Genomic DNA, 15,055 nt, shown 5'->3' with positions numbered 1-15,055 from the left:
ATTCTGTTTGCTAGCGGAATTATCGATTAAAAACTTTGCCATTATAGAATCAATGACCATTTCATTTGAAAAGGGGCTTACCGTGCTCACAGGGGAAACAGGGGCAGGAAAGTCCATTATCATTGATGCCATTCATTTGCTTGCGGGAGGACGCGGCTCTTCGGAATTTGTCCGGTACGGGGAAAGCAAAGCTGAGCTTGAAGGGTTATTTTTGCTTGAAAATGACCAGCATGCCTGCCTTGAAAAGTGTGAAGAATTCGGCATTGAAGCAAGTGATGGAATGGTTGTATTAAGAAGGGATATCTCTTCAAACGGAAAAAGCATTTGCCGCATAAACGGAAAGCTCGTTACCATTGCGATTCTCCGTGAGGTTGGCCGAATGCTGATTGATATCCATGGCCAGCATGATAATCAGGAGCTGATGAATGAGGAACACCATCAGACCTTGCTGGATCAGTTCGGATCAGCAAAGATTGTACCTGCGCATGAGGCCTACAGTGAACTATATAAAAAGTATTCTGCCCTCAAAAAGAAGATACGCCAGCTTTCCGACAATGAGCAGGAGATTGCACATCGTCTGGATCTCATTCAGTTTCAGCTGAATGAAATTGAGGAAGCGGGACTTCAGCCAGATGAAGACATCAAGCTTCAGGAAGAGCGGAAAGAAATCTCCAATTTTGAAAAAGTCTTTGAAGCCTTGCAGAATGCTTATAATGCTCTCAATGGCGAGCAAAGGGGATTGGATTGGACCGGCCTTGCAATGAGCAGCCTCGAGGACGTTTCCACCATTAATGACTCCCTGAAAAATATGTCTGAGAGCATGTCCAACAGCTTTTATATTTTAGAGGATTTATCCTTCCAGCTGCGCTCACAGCTGGATGAACTGGAATATGATCCGGAGCGGCTGAACTTTATCGAAAGCCGCCTAAACGAAATCAGCCATTTGAAAAGAAAATACGGAAGCTCTGTGGATGAAATTTTGGCTTATTCAGCCAAAATCGAGGAAGAAATCGAAACTCTGACAAACAGGGACAGCCACGTCCATAAAATGAGAACAGAGCTTGCTTCTTTGTTTATGGACATGAAAGTGGAAGCGGAAAATTTGACCGCTGTCAGAAAGCAAGCGGCTAAAAAGCTCTCAGCAGACATTCACCGCGAACTGAAAGAGCTATATATGGATAAATCCTCCTTTGACGTGGTTTTCACACGGAAGCTGGGGGGAAAAGAGGATCCGGAAGTGGACGGAGAATCCGTTAAGTTTACAGCAGACGGCGCTGATTACATTGAATTCTATATCTCCACCAATCCCGGTGAACCTCTCAAGCCGCTATCCAAAACAGCTTCAGGGGGAGAACTATCCAGAATTATGCTGGCGATGAAGAGCATTTTTTCAAGGCATCAAGGCGTCACTTCTATTATTTTTGATGAGGTCGATACTGGAGTAAGCGGCAGGGTCGCACAGTCGATAGCTGAAAAGATTTACCGGGTATCCATCGGATCCCAGGTGCTTTGCATTACCCACCTCCCTCAAGTTGCGGCGATGGCAGACACTCACCTTTTCATTTCAAAAGAAACGAAAAAGGGCCGTACCAAAACCAGCGTTAAACCGCTTACTGATGAAGAAAAAATCAGGGAAATCGGCCGAATGATTGCCGGTGTTGAGGTAACGAATGTAACGAAAGAACATGCTAAGGAACTTCTTTTATTAGCAAGTTCATCAAAGAAATAGCAAACTGTCCGGGCAAAACTGCCTGGGCAGTTTTAGTTTAACTTTCTTTATGAAAAAAACCATATAATTCCCATTCCTGCCTCGTTTTAATCAACTTTTTCTCTCATCCCTGGTTATAAACAAGCCTCTAAAAGGCAAAAGTAATGAGTGTAGCCATTTCATATGGTGTGGGTAAGGAGCGAGGAGAGTGAAAGTGTGTCATTTGAAAAAATCAGAAAAATAATTGGTGTAATTCTCCTTGTATCTTTAATAAGTATAGGTTTTCTCAAACCTGTGAAAGAATACATTCAGCTCCCAAAAACGGTTACGATCTTTGAATCCCAAACAGCCAGTCTTGCCTCGGCTATGCCTGTGCAGGCGGCCGCAGCAGGTTCTCATACAGAAGCCTTCAGTGTGCATCAGACAAATACTGAAGTAAAGCTTAAAGGTGAAAAAGCAGGTGAATCAAGCGTAGTCTTTGAATGGGGCGGCATGCCTGTTAAAAAGACAGAGGTCAGAGTCCTTCCGAATTTAAAAGTCATTCCAGGCGGTCAATCGATCGGAGTGAAACTGAACACCCTGGGAGTCCTCGTTGTAGGCCACCATCAGGTAAATACCGCTGAAGGCAAGCAGTCACCGGGAGAAATAGCCGGTGTGCAGGTCGGAGATATAATTACGGAAATTAACGGTACAAAAATTGAAGAAATGAATGATGTAACACCGTTTATTGAATCATCGGGTAAAACAGGAAAACCATTGAACCTTGTCATTTACAGGGACAATCAATCCCATAAAGCCAAATTGTACCCTCTCAAAGATGAAGGCGATCAGGCATACAGAATTGGATTATATATTCGTGATTCCGCTGCTGGAATCGGCACCATGACTTTTATTGAACCGCAATCTCAAAAATACGGGGCACTTGGCCACGTTATATCGGATATGGATACTAAAAAACCGATCGTCGTTCATGACGGCGAAGTCATGAGATCCACCGTCACATCCATTGAAAAAGGCAATAACGGAAATCCCGGCGAAAAAAGAGCGAGGTTTTCAAGTGACCGCGTCATTGTCGGAGATATCTCAAGAAACAGCCCATTCGGTATTTTCGGAAGACTGAATCAGGGGATGAGCAATGGAATTGCTGACAAACCTCTGCCAGTAGCGTTATCACATGAAGTAAAAGAAGGCCCCGCGAAAATTCTAACAGTAGTGGAAGATGATAAAGTAGAGGCATTTGACGTAAAGATTGTCAGCACTATACCGCAAAAATTTCCTGCTACAAAAGGATTGGTTCTTAAAGTCACTGATCCAAAACTCCTTGAAAAAACAGGAGGCATTGTACAAGGGATGAGCGGAAGTCCAATTATCCAAAACGGAAAAGTAATCGGAGCAGTAACACATGTATTCGTAAACGATCCAACCTCAGGCTATGGAGTCCATATTGAATGGATGCTGAATGAAGCGGGTATTAATCTTTATAAAGAAAAAGTTCAAGCAGCAAGCTGAATGACTGCCGGCACGCCGGCAGTTTCTTTGTATTGTTTTAAAATTCTCTTTATTTATGCCGGGATATTGGGTACAATATCCATAGAAAGATTTTTCGACATAATTGTCAGAAAATTTAAATGTCAAATTGCGTTTATAGTCGAAATTATGAGTAAAATGGAGAAAAACAGAGATATATTTAAATTTTGAATTATTTTCAAAAATTTAAAGGTGTTTTATTCATGATTGTCGAAAACTTCTTTTAGATGACCAGTATCTATGGGAATTGAAGACTGAGGAGGAATAATGGTGAATAAAATCAAAGTGTGTATCGTGGACGATAATCGCGAATTGGTCGGGCTTCTGGAGGAATACATCTCAGGACAAAATGATATGGAAGTGCAAGGCGTGGCTTATAATGGACAAGAATGTCTGCAAATGCTGGAAGAAAAGAAACCGGATGTATTGGTTCTCGACATCATTATGCCGCATCTTGACGGCTTAGCGGTTCTGGAGAAGCTTAGAAATCTTAATCTGGAAAAACAGCCTAATGTCATTATGCTGACTGCCTTTGGCCAGGAAGATGTAACGAAAAAGGCCGTAGACCTTGGAGCATCTTATTTCATCCTAAAGCCATTCGATATGGAAAATCTCGCGAGCCACATCCGCCAGGTAAGCGGAAATGCTGCACCGATTATGAAAAGGTCATCCAGCTCCATCCTCAGCTCAAAACCTGAAAATAAATCGAGAAACCTTGACGCCAACATTACAAGCATCATCCATGAAATTGGTGTGCCGGCTCATATCAAAGGATATTTGTATTTGCGTGAAGCCATTTCCATGGTCTATAATGACATCGAACTGCTTGGATCGATCACAAAAGTGCTCTATCCGGACATCGCTAAAAAGTTCAACACGACGGCAAGCCGTGTAGAACGCGCCATCCGCCATGCAATTGAAGTAGCTTGGAGCCGCGGCAACATCGAATCCATCTCTTCGCTGTTCGGCTATACGGTCAGCATGACAAAAGCAAAGCCGACGAATTCCGAATTTATCGCGATGGTTGCGGATAAGCTTCGTTTGGAGCATATGGCGAGCTGAGTGAGCTAAACCGTAGGGTTTCTGGCATACGCTAAGCCAACTAATTCTAGAAACTTATACTAAAATTCGATTTCAAAACCAATAAACTTTTGATGGAAGTACCAATGAATTTATCCGATTCATTGGTATTTTTATTTTGTCGAGAGGGGTATTGAAATGAAGTTGACTGAACTTGAGTTTCTCTTGGAAGACTTTTTACTTTATTGCGAAACAAAAAACTTGTCTCAAAAAACATTGTCTTCCTATGAACAATCAATTAAGCTGTACCTTTTATACCTTAAGGAAGAACATGAGATTGAGGATCCAAACAAAGTAAAAGCAGGACACGTTCGACAGTATGTAAAGTACGTGCAAGAAAGGGGGAAATACACTGTAGTTGGTAATGATAAAAGTATCAAAATCAACCATCCACAGAATAGAACGGACTACAAAAAGACAGTAAGCAATGTCACTATTAATAACTACATAAGGAACATCAAAGTCTTTTTCAATTGGATGTATAGTGAAAGTGAGATTAAAAAGAACCCAGTTGATACAATTGAACAAATTAAAACAGAACGAAGGCAGAAGTCAGGAATATCGGAGCAAGAGTTTAGAATGTTGCTGGGTCAGTTTGATTTTACTAAGTTTCATGGATATCGTAACAAAGTGATTGTAATGCTCCTTCAAGATACAGGCATGAGAGTTGGAGAATGTTTGTATCTTGATGGCGATAATATCGATTTTAAGCACAGAATGATTTTGGTTACTAGGACAAAAGGAAGGCAAGAAAGATACGTCTATTTCTCTCAGCAAATGTTAAGAGAGCTTAGACATTACATTAAATTTAAAGAAAGATATACTTCCACAAACTTGCTGTTCCCAACTACTAGAAGTACCGAATTGACTGTTCAATCATTCGAAAAGCAGCTAAAACAGGCTGGCAGTGTTATTGGATTGTCAGTTCATCCGCATCAGCTTAGAAACAACTTTGCAAGACAATTCTTATTGAACGGAGGAGATCTTTATACTCTCTCTCGAATACTTGGTCACAGCTCTGTAACAGTCACAGAGAAAGCGTATTTAGATTTAACTAGAGAGGAGATTTCTAAGAAGTATCAGCAGCACAGCCCATTAGCAAAATGGAGAATTTAAAATGTGATATTATTCCAAACGAATTTTACTTTAGTGCATTAATGTGTTAAAATATAATTATAAATAAAAAACCTAATCCATTATAGAGCTGCAACTCTAGGATAAGGTTCTCAAATTCACAAGGAATCGTATTTTTATTATACGACGGTTTCCCTTGTATTTCAAGGAGAGAAGTAAAATGTTGGTAAATGCAAAGCCCGAAGAATTAATAAAGTACAGCAAAGGTACTTATAACAAAGAAGTTTTTATTTCAACAGTAGTTGATCGATGGGAATTAACAGAGAAGCAAATGAAAATGACATGGCTCGCAGCAGACCTAGCAGTAAAAGCAGAAGGAGTATTTAGCATTTGCTATGACAACTTTATTGAAATGTTTAAACGTCGATTTAAAATGGATATCAGCTTGTCTTCTGTCAGACGCTTTTTTGGTTTGCTTCATAAATTAGAAGTTCTTACAATAAATCATGCAAAAAGGAAGAATAACAAACAATCTGCAAATATCTACATAGTAGAACCAACAGAAAAAGTTGATATTGTAGAGCAAGAACATGCAAATGAACAACCGCAAGAGCACCTTAATGAGCATATTGGTGAGCAACATAACAAAGTATTTAACAAAGATATAAATAAATCTCTAAATAAAGATTATTTCAATTGTAATTACAAGAAACCGTTGACTTCAGAACAATTTAGACTTTTACTAACCAACGCTGCAAATGAGTTCTATACAAAGTTTTCTGTTGGAAGATACTCAAAGAAACAATGGAACACTCTGATTGAAAAATTTGTTAGTGATACCATAGATAGTGACAGATACTTAAATATCCCTGAAACCAAGATTAAAGGTTATGCTTATAAATCCCTTGAGATTATTACTGATAATACGGATTATAAACGATCTGAGGCTTTTGCTGATTATCAGGAAATGATGAATGAATTATCTAATGAGCAACCATCAATCAAATTGTATGATTGGTTAGAAGTATAACTGTAATTTAGACACAGCTAATTTAAATTTAAGATTAATCTCTTGATAGCTCTCAGAAGCTCTAGATTTAAATCTAAGGCATTCTGCTAAACAGGTAATATAATTACTCAACATAGGTTAAAAGCCTTAAAATAAAAACTGGGATGGTGTTATAAATGAAAACTGTAGAAGAACTATTAAATAGTATTCAAGACTTACCTACTGAAGAACGAGAGAAGCTTCTGGATCAACTACTCGATCTTAATGGTAAAAATGATAATAAAAAACAAGAAGATTTACTTTCAAGAATTGAGAATCTTGAAAAAGATACTCAGCATTTAAGTGGTAAAGCAGGAAAGCATGAAATGAATTTGTATTCAGTAAAGGATATTATTGAAAGTATGAAATCTGATATTGAGTTTTTAACTCAGAAATCTGGATCTAACGAGAGAGAGATATTTATTATAAAAAGATTAGTTAAGTACAATAATAGCCAGTAAAGGGAGATTATAAAAAAGAAGTCTCTTTAGACTTCTTTGCTCATTGCTTTTAATTAATCCAGATGCTTAAGTCATATCCCTCAATATTCTTTCTTCTAATATTTGCATGAGCTAGAGCTATACCTACACTAGTTAATGTCATGTTTTTCATCGAAGAATCTTCCCAATATTCAAATAAACTTTTTATGTCTGGAGTTAACCCAATCATAAACGCTTTAACTTCTTCAGCAGTCATCTGAAACTCAGTAAACATATTCTGTAATTTAATTGTAGTTTCTTCATCAAATCCATCTGTGTAATTATTTTTTAATGCTTCTTCATTCATAGCATTAATCTGTAGCAAATTATCGTTATGAAGACATGGTTTAAAAACATGATAAGGTATTTCCTTTGGGAACCTTTCCTGTAAGATATTCTCATTAAATCCTTTGCAAAATAGTCCCGCATAAGTGATTAATAAAATATCTGGCAGGCTTCGTTCACCTATGCTAATTGATCCACAACCAGCATACTCCAAGTGTTGATAATGAGAAATTTCTTTTTTCAACTTTGAGGTGAAAGGTAAAACTCTAGATTCAATATATAATTTTAGAGTTTCAAAGTTATTAACCGAATAGTTCTGTGTGTATTTAAAAATAAAGACCAAGGACAAGATGTCCAATTGTGAACTTGTTAGTTTTGGAGCTATTTCTACACATTCATTTAAGACTATTTGCATTAAAGGTTTTTCTTTAATTCTGGATCGTTCAAAAAGTATATCGACCAACATCTCTGATAAATCTTTGTTACCGCTGCGGGCATACTCCCTTTGGGCGGTGTAAAAAGTATACTGCATATCTGGGTCATTCATAGCATCTAATGCACTCTCATCCTTTTCTTTAAGCATTTTTAAATAGTCATTTGTTAACTCTTCTGCACGTTGTTTTGCTAGATTAGCAGCATCATTAGATAATTGTAAAAAGTTTGCATGGAAAGTATCTAATACAATTTCTTTCACATCACTGTAAGAAAGTCCGTTATTAATTGTAACTGATTTTCCTTGTACATTTACTGAATTGTCCCCACTTTGTTGCTTTTGATTATCTCCTATCATTTGAATCACCTATTTCAACGTTTACATCTTGCCCACCCTGAATATTAGTAGAGTTGTTTCCAGAATTTTGGGTTTGATTTATAGAGGGTCCTTGATTAGCATCTTTTCCTTTGAAATTTTTAAAAGTCCAAATTACTACCGTAATTACTGAAATTCCAAGTCCACTAAACAGCCATTCCTTATTTTGCATAATCAAATCCATATTATTACCTCTTTTTTATAAATAGGATATTATATCCAATCAAGTAAGTCTATAGCTAGAATATAAAATAAAATTCTCATTTTATAATTTTATTTAAAGTTGCTTTACATTTGAAATGAAGTAGATATAAAGACTCCGAAAAGAAAACAAAACAAATCGGAGGCCATAATTATGCATTACTTTAACCCAAACGCAAACCTTAATACAAAAATTGAAATCGTAGCAGAATTGAAAAATGAGCTTAATAACATGCTTGGAGATATCAGGTGCGACAGAATGATTTGTAGTGATAGTGAATATCCTGTTCGATATGAAGTGGATAGAGCAATAGCTTTCTATGCAGCTTCCTTAATATACCGATTTACAGGTGAGGAAGAATATAATTGGAAAGAGAATAATTCTTCTGAGATAACCGAGTTAGACTTAGAAGTAAATGAACATCGAATACAACAATGGTCACAATTGGAGAAACAGTGATGATGTTTAAAATTTTATTAATGGCTCAAGGCTTTGCCTTGGCCAGCGCTCAAGTTCGGCTTCGCCGACTTGATCGCAATAATAATCTTTTAGAAAAAGACAATGATCTTAAAAATAAACCAGTATTGTCCCTTATATATAATAATAAGGACAAGTGTGGTTTTTTTTCTTGGTTTACTTTCTTGGTTTACGAATCAAAACGAGCAGATAAAATACCTTTGTTAATTAAATAAACGGAGGAATTTATAATGCTTGAATTAAAAAATTACACTGAAGAAGAACTTATCGAAGCCCTAGGAATAAGCCCGAGTACTTTAAAAAGTAAAAGGAAAGTTACAGAGCAACGCTTATTAAAAGATTATGAATGGTCTAGAGATAAAAAATCTAAAACATATACAATACTTTCATATAAAGAGCAAACTGTTGAAAAAATATTATGCGAAACTTTCGAGTCAATGATTGCTGATTTTAGTTCAAAGAATATATTAATGAACAACACAGAAAAAGCATTAAGAATTTTAGTCACATTGTACTTCACCACAGAAAACTTACCTTCAAGACTATCTATTATCACGAATGAAACCACAAAAGAAATATCAAGATATGTAAAAAAGTTACGGGATTTAGATATATTAGTTTCAGATGAATATGATCATTATCTAGTTGATGAAAAAACTCTAGTATGGAAAAAGATTGATGATGAAGAAATAAGCCGTATAAAAAGTTTCTGGTATAACGAGTTTATTAAATGGATAGACAAAATGAACGTTTCTGCAATTGATCCAGATATGGATAAATTAAAATTATGCAAACAGAAAGCTAGTTTTGAAACTTCAAAAACTTATGGTTTTCTTCGTAAAGTTACCAAAAAGGATTTGACAGATGAAGCAAGAGAATATTTTGGACCGTTTTTAAGGCTTTCAAATGAACAATTAAAAATGATGTTCGAGGAAGAAATGGTTGTAACAATGGATTGATAATAATTTTTCAGAGATTAAGTTTACGTTTTAAATACAACAGATAGAAATCTATATAAGAAAAGTTCTGGAGGAAATCAATATGAATGATTTTCGTATGCCACACGGATTTGGTGAAAGAATCATAGCTAATGCCAAGAAAAATGAACAAGATATTTTGATTATGTCTGAGAAGTATAAGAAGAAGAAAGAACGTCAAAGAAAATGGATGGAGAAAAGGAGCATAGATTAATGGGAGTAGATTACAGTAAAATCATGAAACGCGAATCTGATAAGTATGAATGGCAAGTGAAGTTTTATGAAGAATGCAGAAAGGATCTTGAAAGAAAAGAACAAGATGGAAGAGATGCTGCGGCCAAAATAAGAGAAGATGAAAAATTAAGAACAGAGGAATTCATTACGCCATTCTTGAAACATCCTCTTACTCAAGAAATGATCGAGCAGCTAAAATCAATACTGCCAAGAAACAGGAAAAAAGCTGACCCAGTTTACATTTTAGATCTTCAAGGAAGAATTATTGCACTAGTAACATCTAAGAATGCTCTTGAGTATTGGGTGCGAGAAAATGGTTACAGCAAGAAAAAGCTTGGCAGAACAACCGTATTTGAGTACATAAGGAATCGGTCAGTTTATAAAAATTTGTATTTTGTACCTGCAAAAGAATACGAAAATTTTATAGAAGAATTTGTATTATAACTCAAACTGAACGTGTGTTCGTATATAATAATTATAGAGAGAGTTGTTTACACGAGCAACTTTCCATATGTCGTGCCTCGACATTTTCAATTTTTGTTCTACTCTTTAAAATTGTCAAAGTAGTTCATCTGAGAAGCTGTTAACTCCTTTTTCGGCTTCTCACCTCCTTTAAAATTTTCGTTGTGCTTACTCCGATTAGCACAACCGTCATAGAAGAACATCCTTTCTTTTCGCATGCAGCCAGTGAATGAATCTGCACCGAGCATCCCTTAACAGGGGTGCTTATTTTTTTGCTCTCAAAAAGTTGCACAAGCAAGCAATTTTTAATTATAAAAATATATTTTCGAAAGGAAGAAGAATCATGGCAAGTTTCCTTTGGTTCAACAATAAAAAAACAGTTCCTCAAGCTACTGGAAAAGATCTCTTTTCAACTTCTATCTTTACATCATCAGCTTCAGCATTCATCACAGAAAATGAAGCACTAAAAGTTCCTGCTGTTAAAGCATCAGTCGAACTAATCAGCAACTCCATTTCAACATTACCAATTTATCTTTATGCAGAACTTGATGATAAGTCTGTTCAAAAAGTTAAAGATCCAAGAACAGCAGTATTAAATGAGGATGCAAACAATCACGAAGCAGCACAAGTCATCAAGAAAAAAATTGTGCAGGATTACCTTCTAAGAGGTAAAGCATACATCTACAAGAAAGATGGAAAGTTATATCATCTTGAAGCGAAGAACGTAGAAGAACAGACATTCACAGAAGATGGATTTACGATGAGTAGAAAACAATATGAGTATCGAGGTTTCAATACTGTTACTCTCTTTGAACATGAAGTAATTGAAGTAGATTCCGGCACAAACGGGTTGCTCGCTGATCAAGGAGAACTATTCAAAACGGCATTGAATCAATTAACGTACAATTCAACAATCATGGAAAATGGAGCACTTCCTGCAGGTATTTTGAAAGCAACTTCAAGATTAACAGAAACAGCGATTACTCGTTTAAGAAGTAGCTTTGAAGGTCTTTACAGCGGTCATAACAAAGCCGGTAAGACAATCATCTTAGAAGAAGGTCTTGATTACAGCTCACTTTCTTTAAATCCGAATGAGCTTCAATTCAATGAATCAATCAAACAAACTACAGCTGATATTGCAAGAGCTTTTAATCTTCCAGAATCGATGATTAACAGTGCTGCTAACAAGTACAATTCACTTGAACAGAATCATATTTCATTCTTGCAAAATACGCTCACTCCTATTATTACTGCAATCGAAAGCGCATTCAGCAAACACTTGCTTCTACCTATGGAAAAAGAGCAAGGTTTATTCTTCAGGTTCGATACGTCTGAAATCATTCGTGCAACTGAAAAAGAGAAGGTTGATGTAGTAGCAAACTCTCTTAAATCAGGATTGATCTCGATGAACGAAGCACGTTATAAACTTGATATGAAACCTATTGAAGAAGATTACTTTGCTTTGTCAATTGGACAAGTATTGAAATACAAAGATGGCCGAATGGAGAATTTAAATCTTCTCGGTCAACAACAACAAACTGGAGGTGAAATCAACCAAAATGAAAATTGAATTAAGAAGTAATGAAGTATCCTTGATCTCCGACGGTCAGGGCCTCAAGGTGGAAGGCTATGTAAACAAACCTGGTCAATTGAGTGAAGTACTCGGTTCTGCAAGAAAGTTCCGAGAAAAGATTCAAACTGGTGCTTTTCAAAGAGCTATTGAAAGTTCGAAGAAAGACATCCATTTTCTCGCAGAACATGATTCAAAAATGGTCCTTGCCTCAACTCGAAACGGTTCTTTAGAAATTCGAGAAGATGATCAAGGACTTTTTATGTCTGCAAGAATCGCTCCAACTTCATGGGGCAGAGACTACTTTACTTTGATTACTGATGGACTTATTAAAAATATGTCCTTTGGATTTCGAGCTATTAAAGATTCCTGGGCAAAAATTGACGGTGAATTGATTCGAACGGTTGAAGAACTTGAACTATTTGAAGTATCAGCTGTCAAAGATCCTGCATATTCGCAATCAACAATTGCTGCACGAGGAATCGATTTAATTGAAGAAGTGCAAGTACCAGAAAAAATAACTGAAATTTCAGAAAGAGGTAAACAACCTATGGAAATGAAAATGGAAAAACGTACAAACAGCGAAGAAATGCTTGAACAGTATATTCGAGGTCAAGTGGATGCTCGCTCACTAACTACAACTGCAGACGGGACAGCAGTAATTCCTGAAAACGTTGCTGACGTTATCGTTAAGAAAATGGAAGAAGTATCTCCTGCATTCTCACAAGCAAAGAAATTTGAATCAGTAGCAGGTTCATTGAAAATTCCTCGTGAGAAAGATGGAATTACAGGTGGATTCTTTGGTGAAGGTGAACTTATTGTAGAAGAACAACTACAATTCGATCACGTTGAACTTAAACAAAAACGTATCGGTGCAGCAATTGCAATTACAAACCAAATGGTGAATGATTCAGCTGTGGATATCGTTGCATATACTCAAGATCTACTTGCTCGTCGTCTTGCTAAGACTGCAGAAAAAGCAATCTTCAATGGTGATGGAGCAAAAGAATTCACTGGTATTCTTTCTGATGTAGATGTTGTTGAAATCACTGCTGACCAAAACTCTAATCCAATCAGCCCTGATGTTTTCTTTGAACTTCATACTGCTATTCACCCAGATTTCTTGGATGGTGCAGCGTTCTACATGACACGAACTTTCTTCAATGAAGTTGCCAAAATGAAAGATAATAACGGTCATGCTTACATGCAAAACGGTGTAGTAAACGGGAAAATTATGTACACTTTGTTGGGTCAGCCAGTCCATGTAACTGAAGCTCTTACTACTGACAATCCGGTAATTTTCGCTAACATGGCAGCTGCATATGCAGTAATGGTTAAAAAGGATATGGCTCTTCAGAATGTTGTTGATACAACGAATGTTCTTCGTGGAAGCCGTCTACTTGTTCTTGATGGTTACATGGATGGTGCGGTTTACAATCCACAATCAATCAGCAAGTTGAAAGTAATTCCATTGGTTCCACAAGCATAATCTTTTATGCTCAATATTTCACAAAAGAGTAGCTGTTAATTCAGCTGCTCTTTTTATTTTAAAACTAATTGAAAGAGGTAATATATATGGCTAGTAAAATTACTGGTATGAAAGTAAAGCTCTACATCAAAGATGCAGCAACAGGTAAAGTTCTTGCAGGACAACGTAATGCGAGTCTTAGCAGAAGTGCAGAAACGATTGATGCAACATCTAAAGACACAGAAGGATTTTGGAAAGAATCTCTTCAAGGATTTAAAGAATTTAGCATTGATGCTGATGGAGCATTCATCGAATCTGATGAAGCATATTCTATCCTAGAAACAGCATATGTAAATTCTGAAAATGTTGATGTATATCTTGAGCTACCGTCCGGAACTAAGTATGAAGGTAACTGTACAATTACAGACTTCAGTTTGGATTTTCCATACGATGATTTGGTGACTTACAGCCTCTCTCTTCGAGGTTCAGGAGCTCTAGTAGTAACAACTGCTGCACAAGCATAATTAATCGGGATCTCTTCGGAGGTCCTTTTATTTTTTTTTACAAGGAGGAAGCAATATGAATCCAGGACAACTGAACAGCAAAATATCAATCAAGGGACTTACACGAACATCAGATAATGCGGGTGGCTATGAGGATAAATTTGAAGTAATCAAATATGTCTGGGCATTTATCAAACCAATCTCAGGAAGAGAATACTATCAAGCACAACAATCTCAATCTGTTATTACACACACGTTCGTTGTCAGATACGATGCTGAAATAGATCGAACGCAGGTCATTGAATATCAAGGCAGAAAGTTCGATATTCAGTACATCATAAACGTTGATGAGCAGAACAGATACTTAGAAATTCAAGCACTGGAGCAACAGTAATGTGCACGAGAATATATGAAGTACAGCAGAAGATCTATCAGCAATTAAATGATAGCGCTCTATCAGCATCAGTGTACGATTATGTGCCGGAGAATACTGCTACACCGTACGTTACATTCGGAACAATTAATAGTTTATCTACATCAGATAAGATAGCGCATGGTGAAACAGTGACGCTCACTATAGATGTATGGAGCATGAGCAAAGGACGAAAAGAAACAGTTACAATCATATCTGAGATTGAAGAAGCATTGATGATAGACATTGAATTGGACACAGCAGATGTACTAGCTCAGAAGATAATCAGCAGAGAAGTATTTGAAGAACAGTACGGACTATATCATGGTGAAATTGAAATAGAAGTAATGATCGATTGGAACGAATAACAGAAAGGATAGATAGATGATGAAGCAACAATTACAACATCTTAAAGAGTTGAAAGATGTAATGACGAAAGAAGAATACAGAGCAACAGCAGCGAGGATCGTTGCAACTAACATCAAAGAGATGATGGAAGAACGAGGACAAATAAGGAACAGAATGGAGGTTCTTTCACTTATCAACTTAAAGTTAAGAAGCTTTGGAGTAGAAGAAGTTTCGTATGGTTTTGTGAGAAATGTTGAAGAACGATTTCAAAAGTGAACGCCCTACTTTTCGAGAAAAAAAGAAGAAAGACACGTAAATAACGAGAGGGGTATCACTTTTTCTCAAGGTACCAATTGGCCCAAACTCCGTGAAAAACAATTTACAAATTTTACA

Annotated in this window: 19 protein-coding genes; 17 read left to right on the top strand and 2 right to left on the bottom strand. The window is 36.7% G+C overall.

Annotation, left to right across the window (positions count from 1 at the left end):
- Window positions 1–7: 7 nt before the first annotated feature.
- The 6 genes from recN to AS29_RS01620 all read left to right on the top strand — a co-directional run bounded on the left by recN (window position 8) and on the right by AS29_RS01620 (window position 6,898).
- Entirely contained in the window at window positions 8–1,729 is a 1,722-nt protein-coding gene (gene recN, locus AS29_RS01650) for a DNA repair protein RecN (RefSeq protein ID WP_035404061.1), read from the top strand.
- Window positions 1,730–1,891: 162 nt separating this feature from the next.
- Entirely contained in the window at window positions 1,892–3,217 is a 1,326-nt protein-coding gene (gene spoIVB, locus AS29_RS01645) for a SpoIVB peptidase (protein ID WP_051860475.1), read from the top strand.
- 288 nt (window positions 3,218–3,505) lie between these two features.
- The gene (gene spo0A / locus AS29_RS01635) at window positions 3,506–4,297 is read left to right on the top strand and encodes a sporulation transcription factor Spo0A (RefSeq protein ID WP_035404263.1); all 792 of its coding nucleotides are present in this window, start codon (window positions 3,506–3,508) and stop codon (window positions 4,295–4,297) included.
- Window positions 4,298–4,453: 156 nt separating this feature from the next.
- Window positions 4,454–5,431 carry a tyrosine-type recombinase/integrase gene (locus tag AS29_RS01630; protein ID WP_035404067.1) on the top strand — a complete coding sequence of 326 codons (978 nt, stop codon included), beginning with the start codon at window positions 4,454–4,456 and terminating at the stop codon, window positions 5,429–5,431.
- 178 nt (window positions 5,432–5,609) lie between these two features.
- A complete protein-coding gene (locus AS29_RS01625; RefSeq protein ID WP_051860476.1) occupies window positions 5,610–6,419 on the top strand; it encodes a hypothetical protein in 810 nt (269 codons plus the stop codon).
- 155 nt (window positions 6,420–6,574) lie between these two features.
- Window positions 6,575–6,898 carry a hypothetical protein gene (locus AS29_RS01620; protein ID WP_035404068.1) on the top strand — a complete coding sequence of 108 codons (324 nt, stop codon included), beginning with the start codon at window positions 6,575–6,577 and terminating at the stop codon, window positions 6,896–6,898.
- A gap of 49 nt (window positions 6,899–6,947) precedes the next feature.
- Here AS29_RS01620 and AS29_RS01615 read toward each other — a convergent pair whose 3' ends face one another.
- Together AS29_RS01615 and AS29_RS01610 are read right to left on the bottom strand one after the other, a co-directional pair.
- Window positions 6,948–7,991: an LPO_1073/Vpar_1526 family protein gene (locus AS29_RS01615; RefSeq protein WP_035404070.1), complete on the bottom strand. Its 1,044-nt coding sequence runs from the start codon at window positions 7,989–7,991 to the stop codon at window positions 6,948–6,950.
- Window positions 7,978–8,193, bottom strand: a complete 216-nt coding sequence (locus tag AS29_RS01610; RefSeq protein WP_035404072.1) for a hypothetical protein — start codon at window positions 8,191–8,193, stop codon at window positions 7,978–7,980. Before AS29_RS01610 ends, AS29_RS01615 begins: the two co-directional genes overlap by 14 nt.
- A 171-nt stretch (window positions 8,194–8,364) precedes the next feature.
- On the opposite strand from AS29_RS01610, the gene AS29_RS01605 reads away from it, so the two are divergent.
- The 11 genes from AS29_RS01605 (at window position 8,365) to AS29_RS01560 (ending at window position 14,938) form a co-directional block, all read left to right on the top strand.
- Window positions 8,365–8,670: a hypothetical protein gene (locus AS29_RS01605; protein WP_035404074.1), complete on the top strand. Its 306-nt coding sequence runs from the start codon at window positions 8,365–8,367 to the stop codon at window positions 8,668–8,670.
- Window positions 8,670–8,903 (top strand): hypothetical protein, encoded by a 234-nt coding sequence (locus AS29_RS01600; protein WP_035404076.1) that lies wholly within the window; start codon window positions 8,670–8,672, stop codon window positions 8,901–8,903. The genes AS29_RS01605 and AS29_RS01600 overlap by 1 nt, the downstream gene beginning before the upstream one ends.
- Window positions 8,904–8,918: 15 nt before the next feature.
- The gene (locus AS29_RS01595; RefSeq protein WP_035404078.1) at window positions 8,919–9,647 is read left to right on the top strand and encodes a hypothetical protein; all 729 of its coding nucleotides are present in this window, start codon (window positions 8,919–8,921) and stop codon (window positions 9,645–9,647) included.
- A gap of 82 nt (window positions 9,648–9,729) precedes the next feature.
- Window positions 9,730–9,879, top strand: a complete 150-nt coding sequence (locus AS29_RS21185; RefSeq protein ID WP_156505833.1) for a hypothetical protein — start codon at window positions 9,730–9,732, stop codon at window positions 9,877–9,879.
- Window positions 9,879–10,343, top strand: a complete 465-nt coding sequence (locus AS29_RS01590) for a hypothetical protein (protein WP_035404079.1) — start codon at window positions 9,879–9,881, stop codon at window positions 10,341–10,343. The genes AS29_RS21185 and AS29_RS01590 overlap by 1 nt, the downstream gene beginning before the upstream one ends.
- A gap of 361 nt (window positions 10,344–10,704) precedes the next feature.
- A complete protein-coding gene (locus tag AS29_RS01585; RefSeq protein ID WP_197491560.1) occupies window positions 10,705–11,931 on the top strand; it encodes a phage portal protein in 1,227 nt (408 codons plus the stop codon).
- Complete coding sequence (locus AS29_RS01580; RefSeq protein WP_035404080.1) at window positions 11,921–13,420, top strand: phage major capsid protein; 1,500 nt, start codon at window positions 11,921–11,923, stop codon at window positions 13,418–13,420. Before AS29_RS01585 ends, AS29_RS01580 begins: the two co-directional genes overlap by 11 nt.
- An 86-nt stretch (window positions 13,421–13,506) precedes the next feature.
- Window positions 13,507–13,923: a phage major tail protein, TP901-1 family gene (locus AS29_RS01575; RefSeq protein WP_051860478.1), complete on the top strand. Its 417-nt coding sequence runs from the start codon at window positions 13,507–13,509 to the stop codon at window positions 13,921–13,923.
- 55 nt (window positions 13,924–13,978) lie between these two features.
- Complete coding sequence (locus tag AS29_RS01570; protein ID WP_035404082.1) at window positions 13,979–14,296, top strand: phage head closure protein; 318 nt, start codon at window positions 13,979–13,981, stop codon at window positions 14,294–14,296.
- Window positions 14,296–14,682, top strand: a complete 387-nt coding sequence (locus tag AS29_RS01565; RefSeq protein ID WP_051860479.1) for a DUF3168 domain-containing protein — start codon at window positions 14,296–14,298, stop codon at window positions 14,680–14,682. Before AS29_RS01570 ends, AS29_RS01565 begins: the two co-directional genes overlap by 1 nt.
- 19 nt (window positions 14,683–14,701) lie before the next feature.
- A complete protein-coding gene (locus tag AS29_RS01560; protein ID WP_035404084.1) occupies window positions 14,702–14,938 on the top strand; it encodes a hypothetical protein in 237 nt (78 codons plus the stop codon).
- Window positions 14,939–15,055: the final 117 nt, after the last annotated feature.

The organism is Bacillus sp. SJS, assembly GCF_000732485.2.
Taxonomy (GTDB): domain Bacteria; phylum Bacillota; class Bacilli; order Bacillales; family Bacillaceae; genus Metabacillus_B; species Metabacillus_B sediminis.
The sequence above is the reverse complement of the archived record's forward strand: the minus strand, read 5'-3'. Positions and strand labels throughout refer to the sequence as shown.

Bases quoted from the DNA above. Each gene is read 5' to 3' on its own strand.
- AS29_RS01630 (WP_035404067.1), top strand. From the start codon at position 4,454: ATGAAGTTGACTGAACTTGAGTTTCTCTTGGAAGACTTTTTACTTTAT.
- AS29_RS01595 (WP_035404078.1), top strand. From the start codon at position 8,919: ATGCTTGAATTAAAAAATTACACTGAAGAAGAACTTATCGAAGCCCTA.
- AS29_RS01600 (WP_035404076.1), top strand. From the start codon at position 8,670: ATGATGTTTAAAATTTTATTAATGGCTCAAGGCTTTGCCTTGGCCAGC.
- AS29_RS01610 (WP_035404072.1), bottom strand. From the start codon at position 8,193: ATGGATTTGATTATGCAAAATAAGGAATGGCTGTTTAGTGGACTTGGA.
- AS29_RS21185 (WP_156505833.1), top strand. From the start codon at position 9,730: ATGAATGATTTTCGTATGCCACACGGATTTGGTGAAAGAATCATAGCT.
- AS29_RS01605 (WP_035404074.1), top strand. From the start codon at position 8,365: ATGCATTACTTTAACCCAAACGCAAACCTTAATACAAAAATTGAAATC.
- AS29_RS01575 (WP_051860478.1), top strand. From the start codon at position 13,507: ATGGCTAGTAAAATTACTGGTATGAAAGTAAAGCTCTACATCAAAGAT.
- AS29_RS01560 (WP_035404084.1), top strand. From the start codon at position 14,702: ATGAAGCAACAATTACAACATCTTAAAGAGTTGAAAGATGTAATGACG.
- AS29_RS01615 (WP_035404070.1), bottom strand. From the start codon at position 7,991: ATGATAGGAGATAATCAAAAGCAACAAAGTGGGGACAATTCAGTAAAT.
- AS29_RS01565 (WP_051860479.1), top strand. From the start codon at position 14,296: ATGTGCACGAGAATATATGAAGTACAGCAGAAGATCTATCAGCAATTA.
- AS29_RS01570 (WP_035404082.1), top strand. From the start codon at position 13,979: ATGAATCCAGGACAACTGAACAGCAAAATATCAATCAAGGGACTTACA.
- AS29_RS01580 (WP_035404080.1), top strand. From the start codon at position 11,921: ATGAAAATTGAATTAAGAAGTAATGAAGTATCCTTGATCTCCGACGGT.
- AS29_RS01590 (WP_035404079.1), top strand. From the start codon at position 9,879: ATGGGAGTAGATTACAGTAAAATCATGAAACGCGAATCTGATAAGTAT.
- AS29_RS01620 (WP_035404068.1), top strand. From the start codon at position 6,575: ATGAAAACTGTAGAAGAACTATTAAATAGTATTCAAGACTTACCTACT.
- AS29_RS01625 (WP_051860476.1), top strand. From the start codon at position 5,610: ATGTTGGTAAATGCAAAGCCCGAAGAATTAATAAAGTACAGCAAAGGT.
- AS29_RS01585 (WP_197491560.1), top strand. From the start codon at position 10,705: ATGGCAAGTTTCCTTTGGTTCAACAATAAAAAAACAGTTCCTCAAGCT.
- spoIVB (WP_051860475.1), top strand. From the start codon at position 1,892: ATGGTGTGGGTAAGGAGCGAGGAGAGTGAAAGTGTGTCATTTGAAAAA.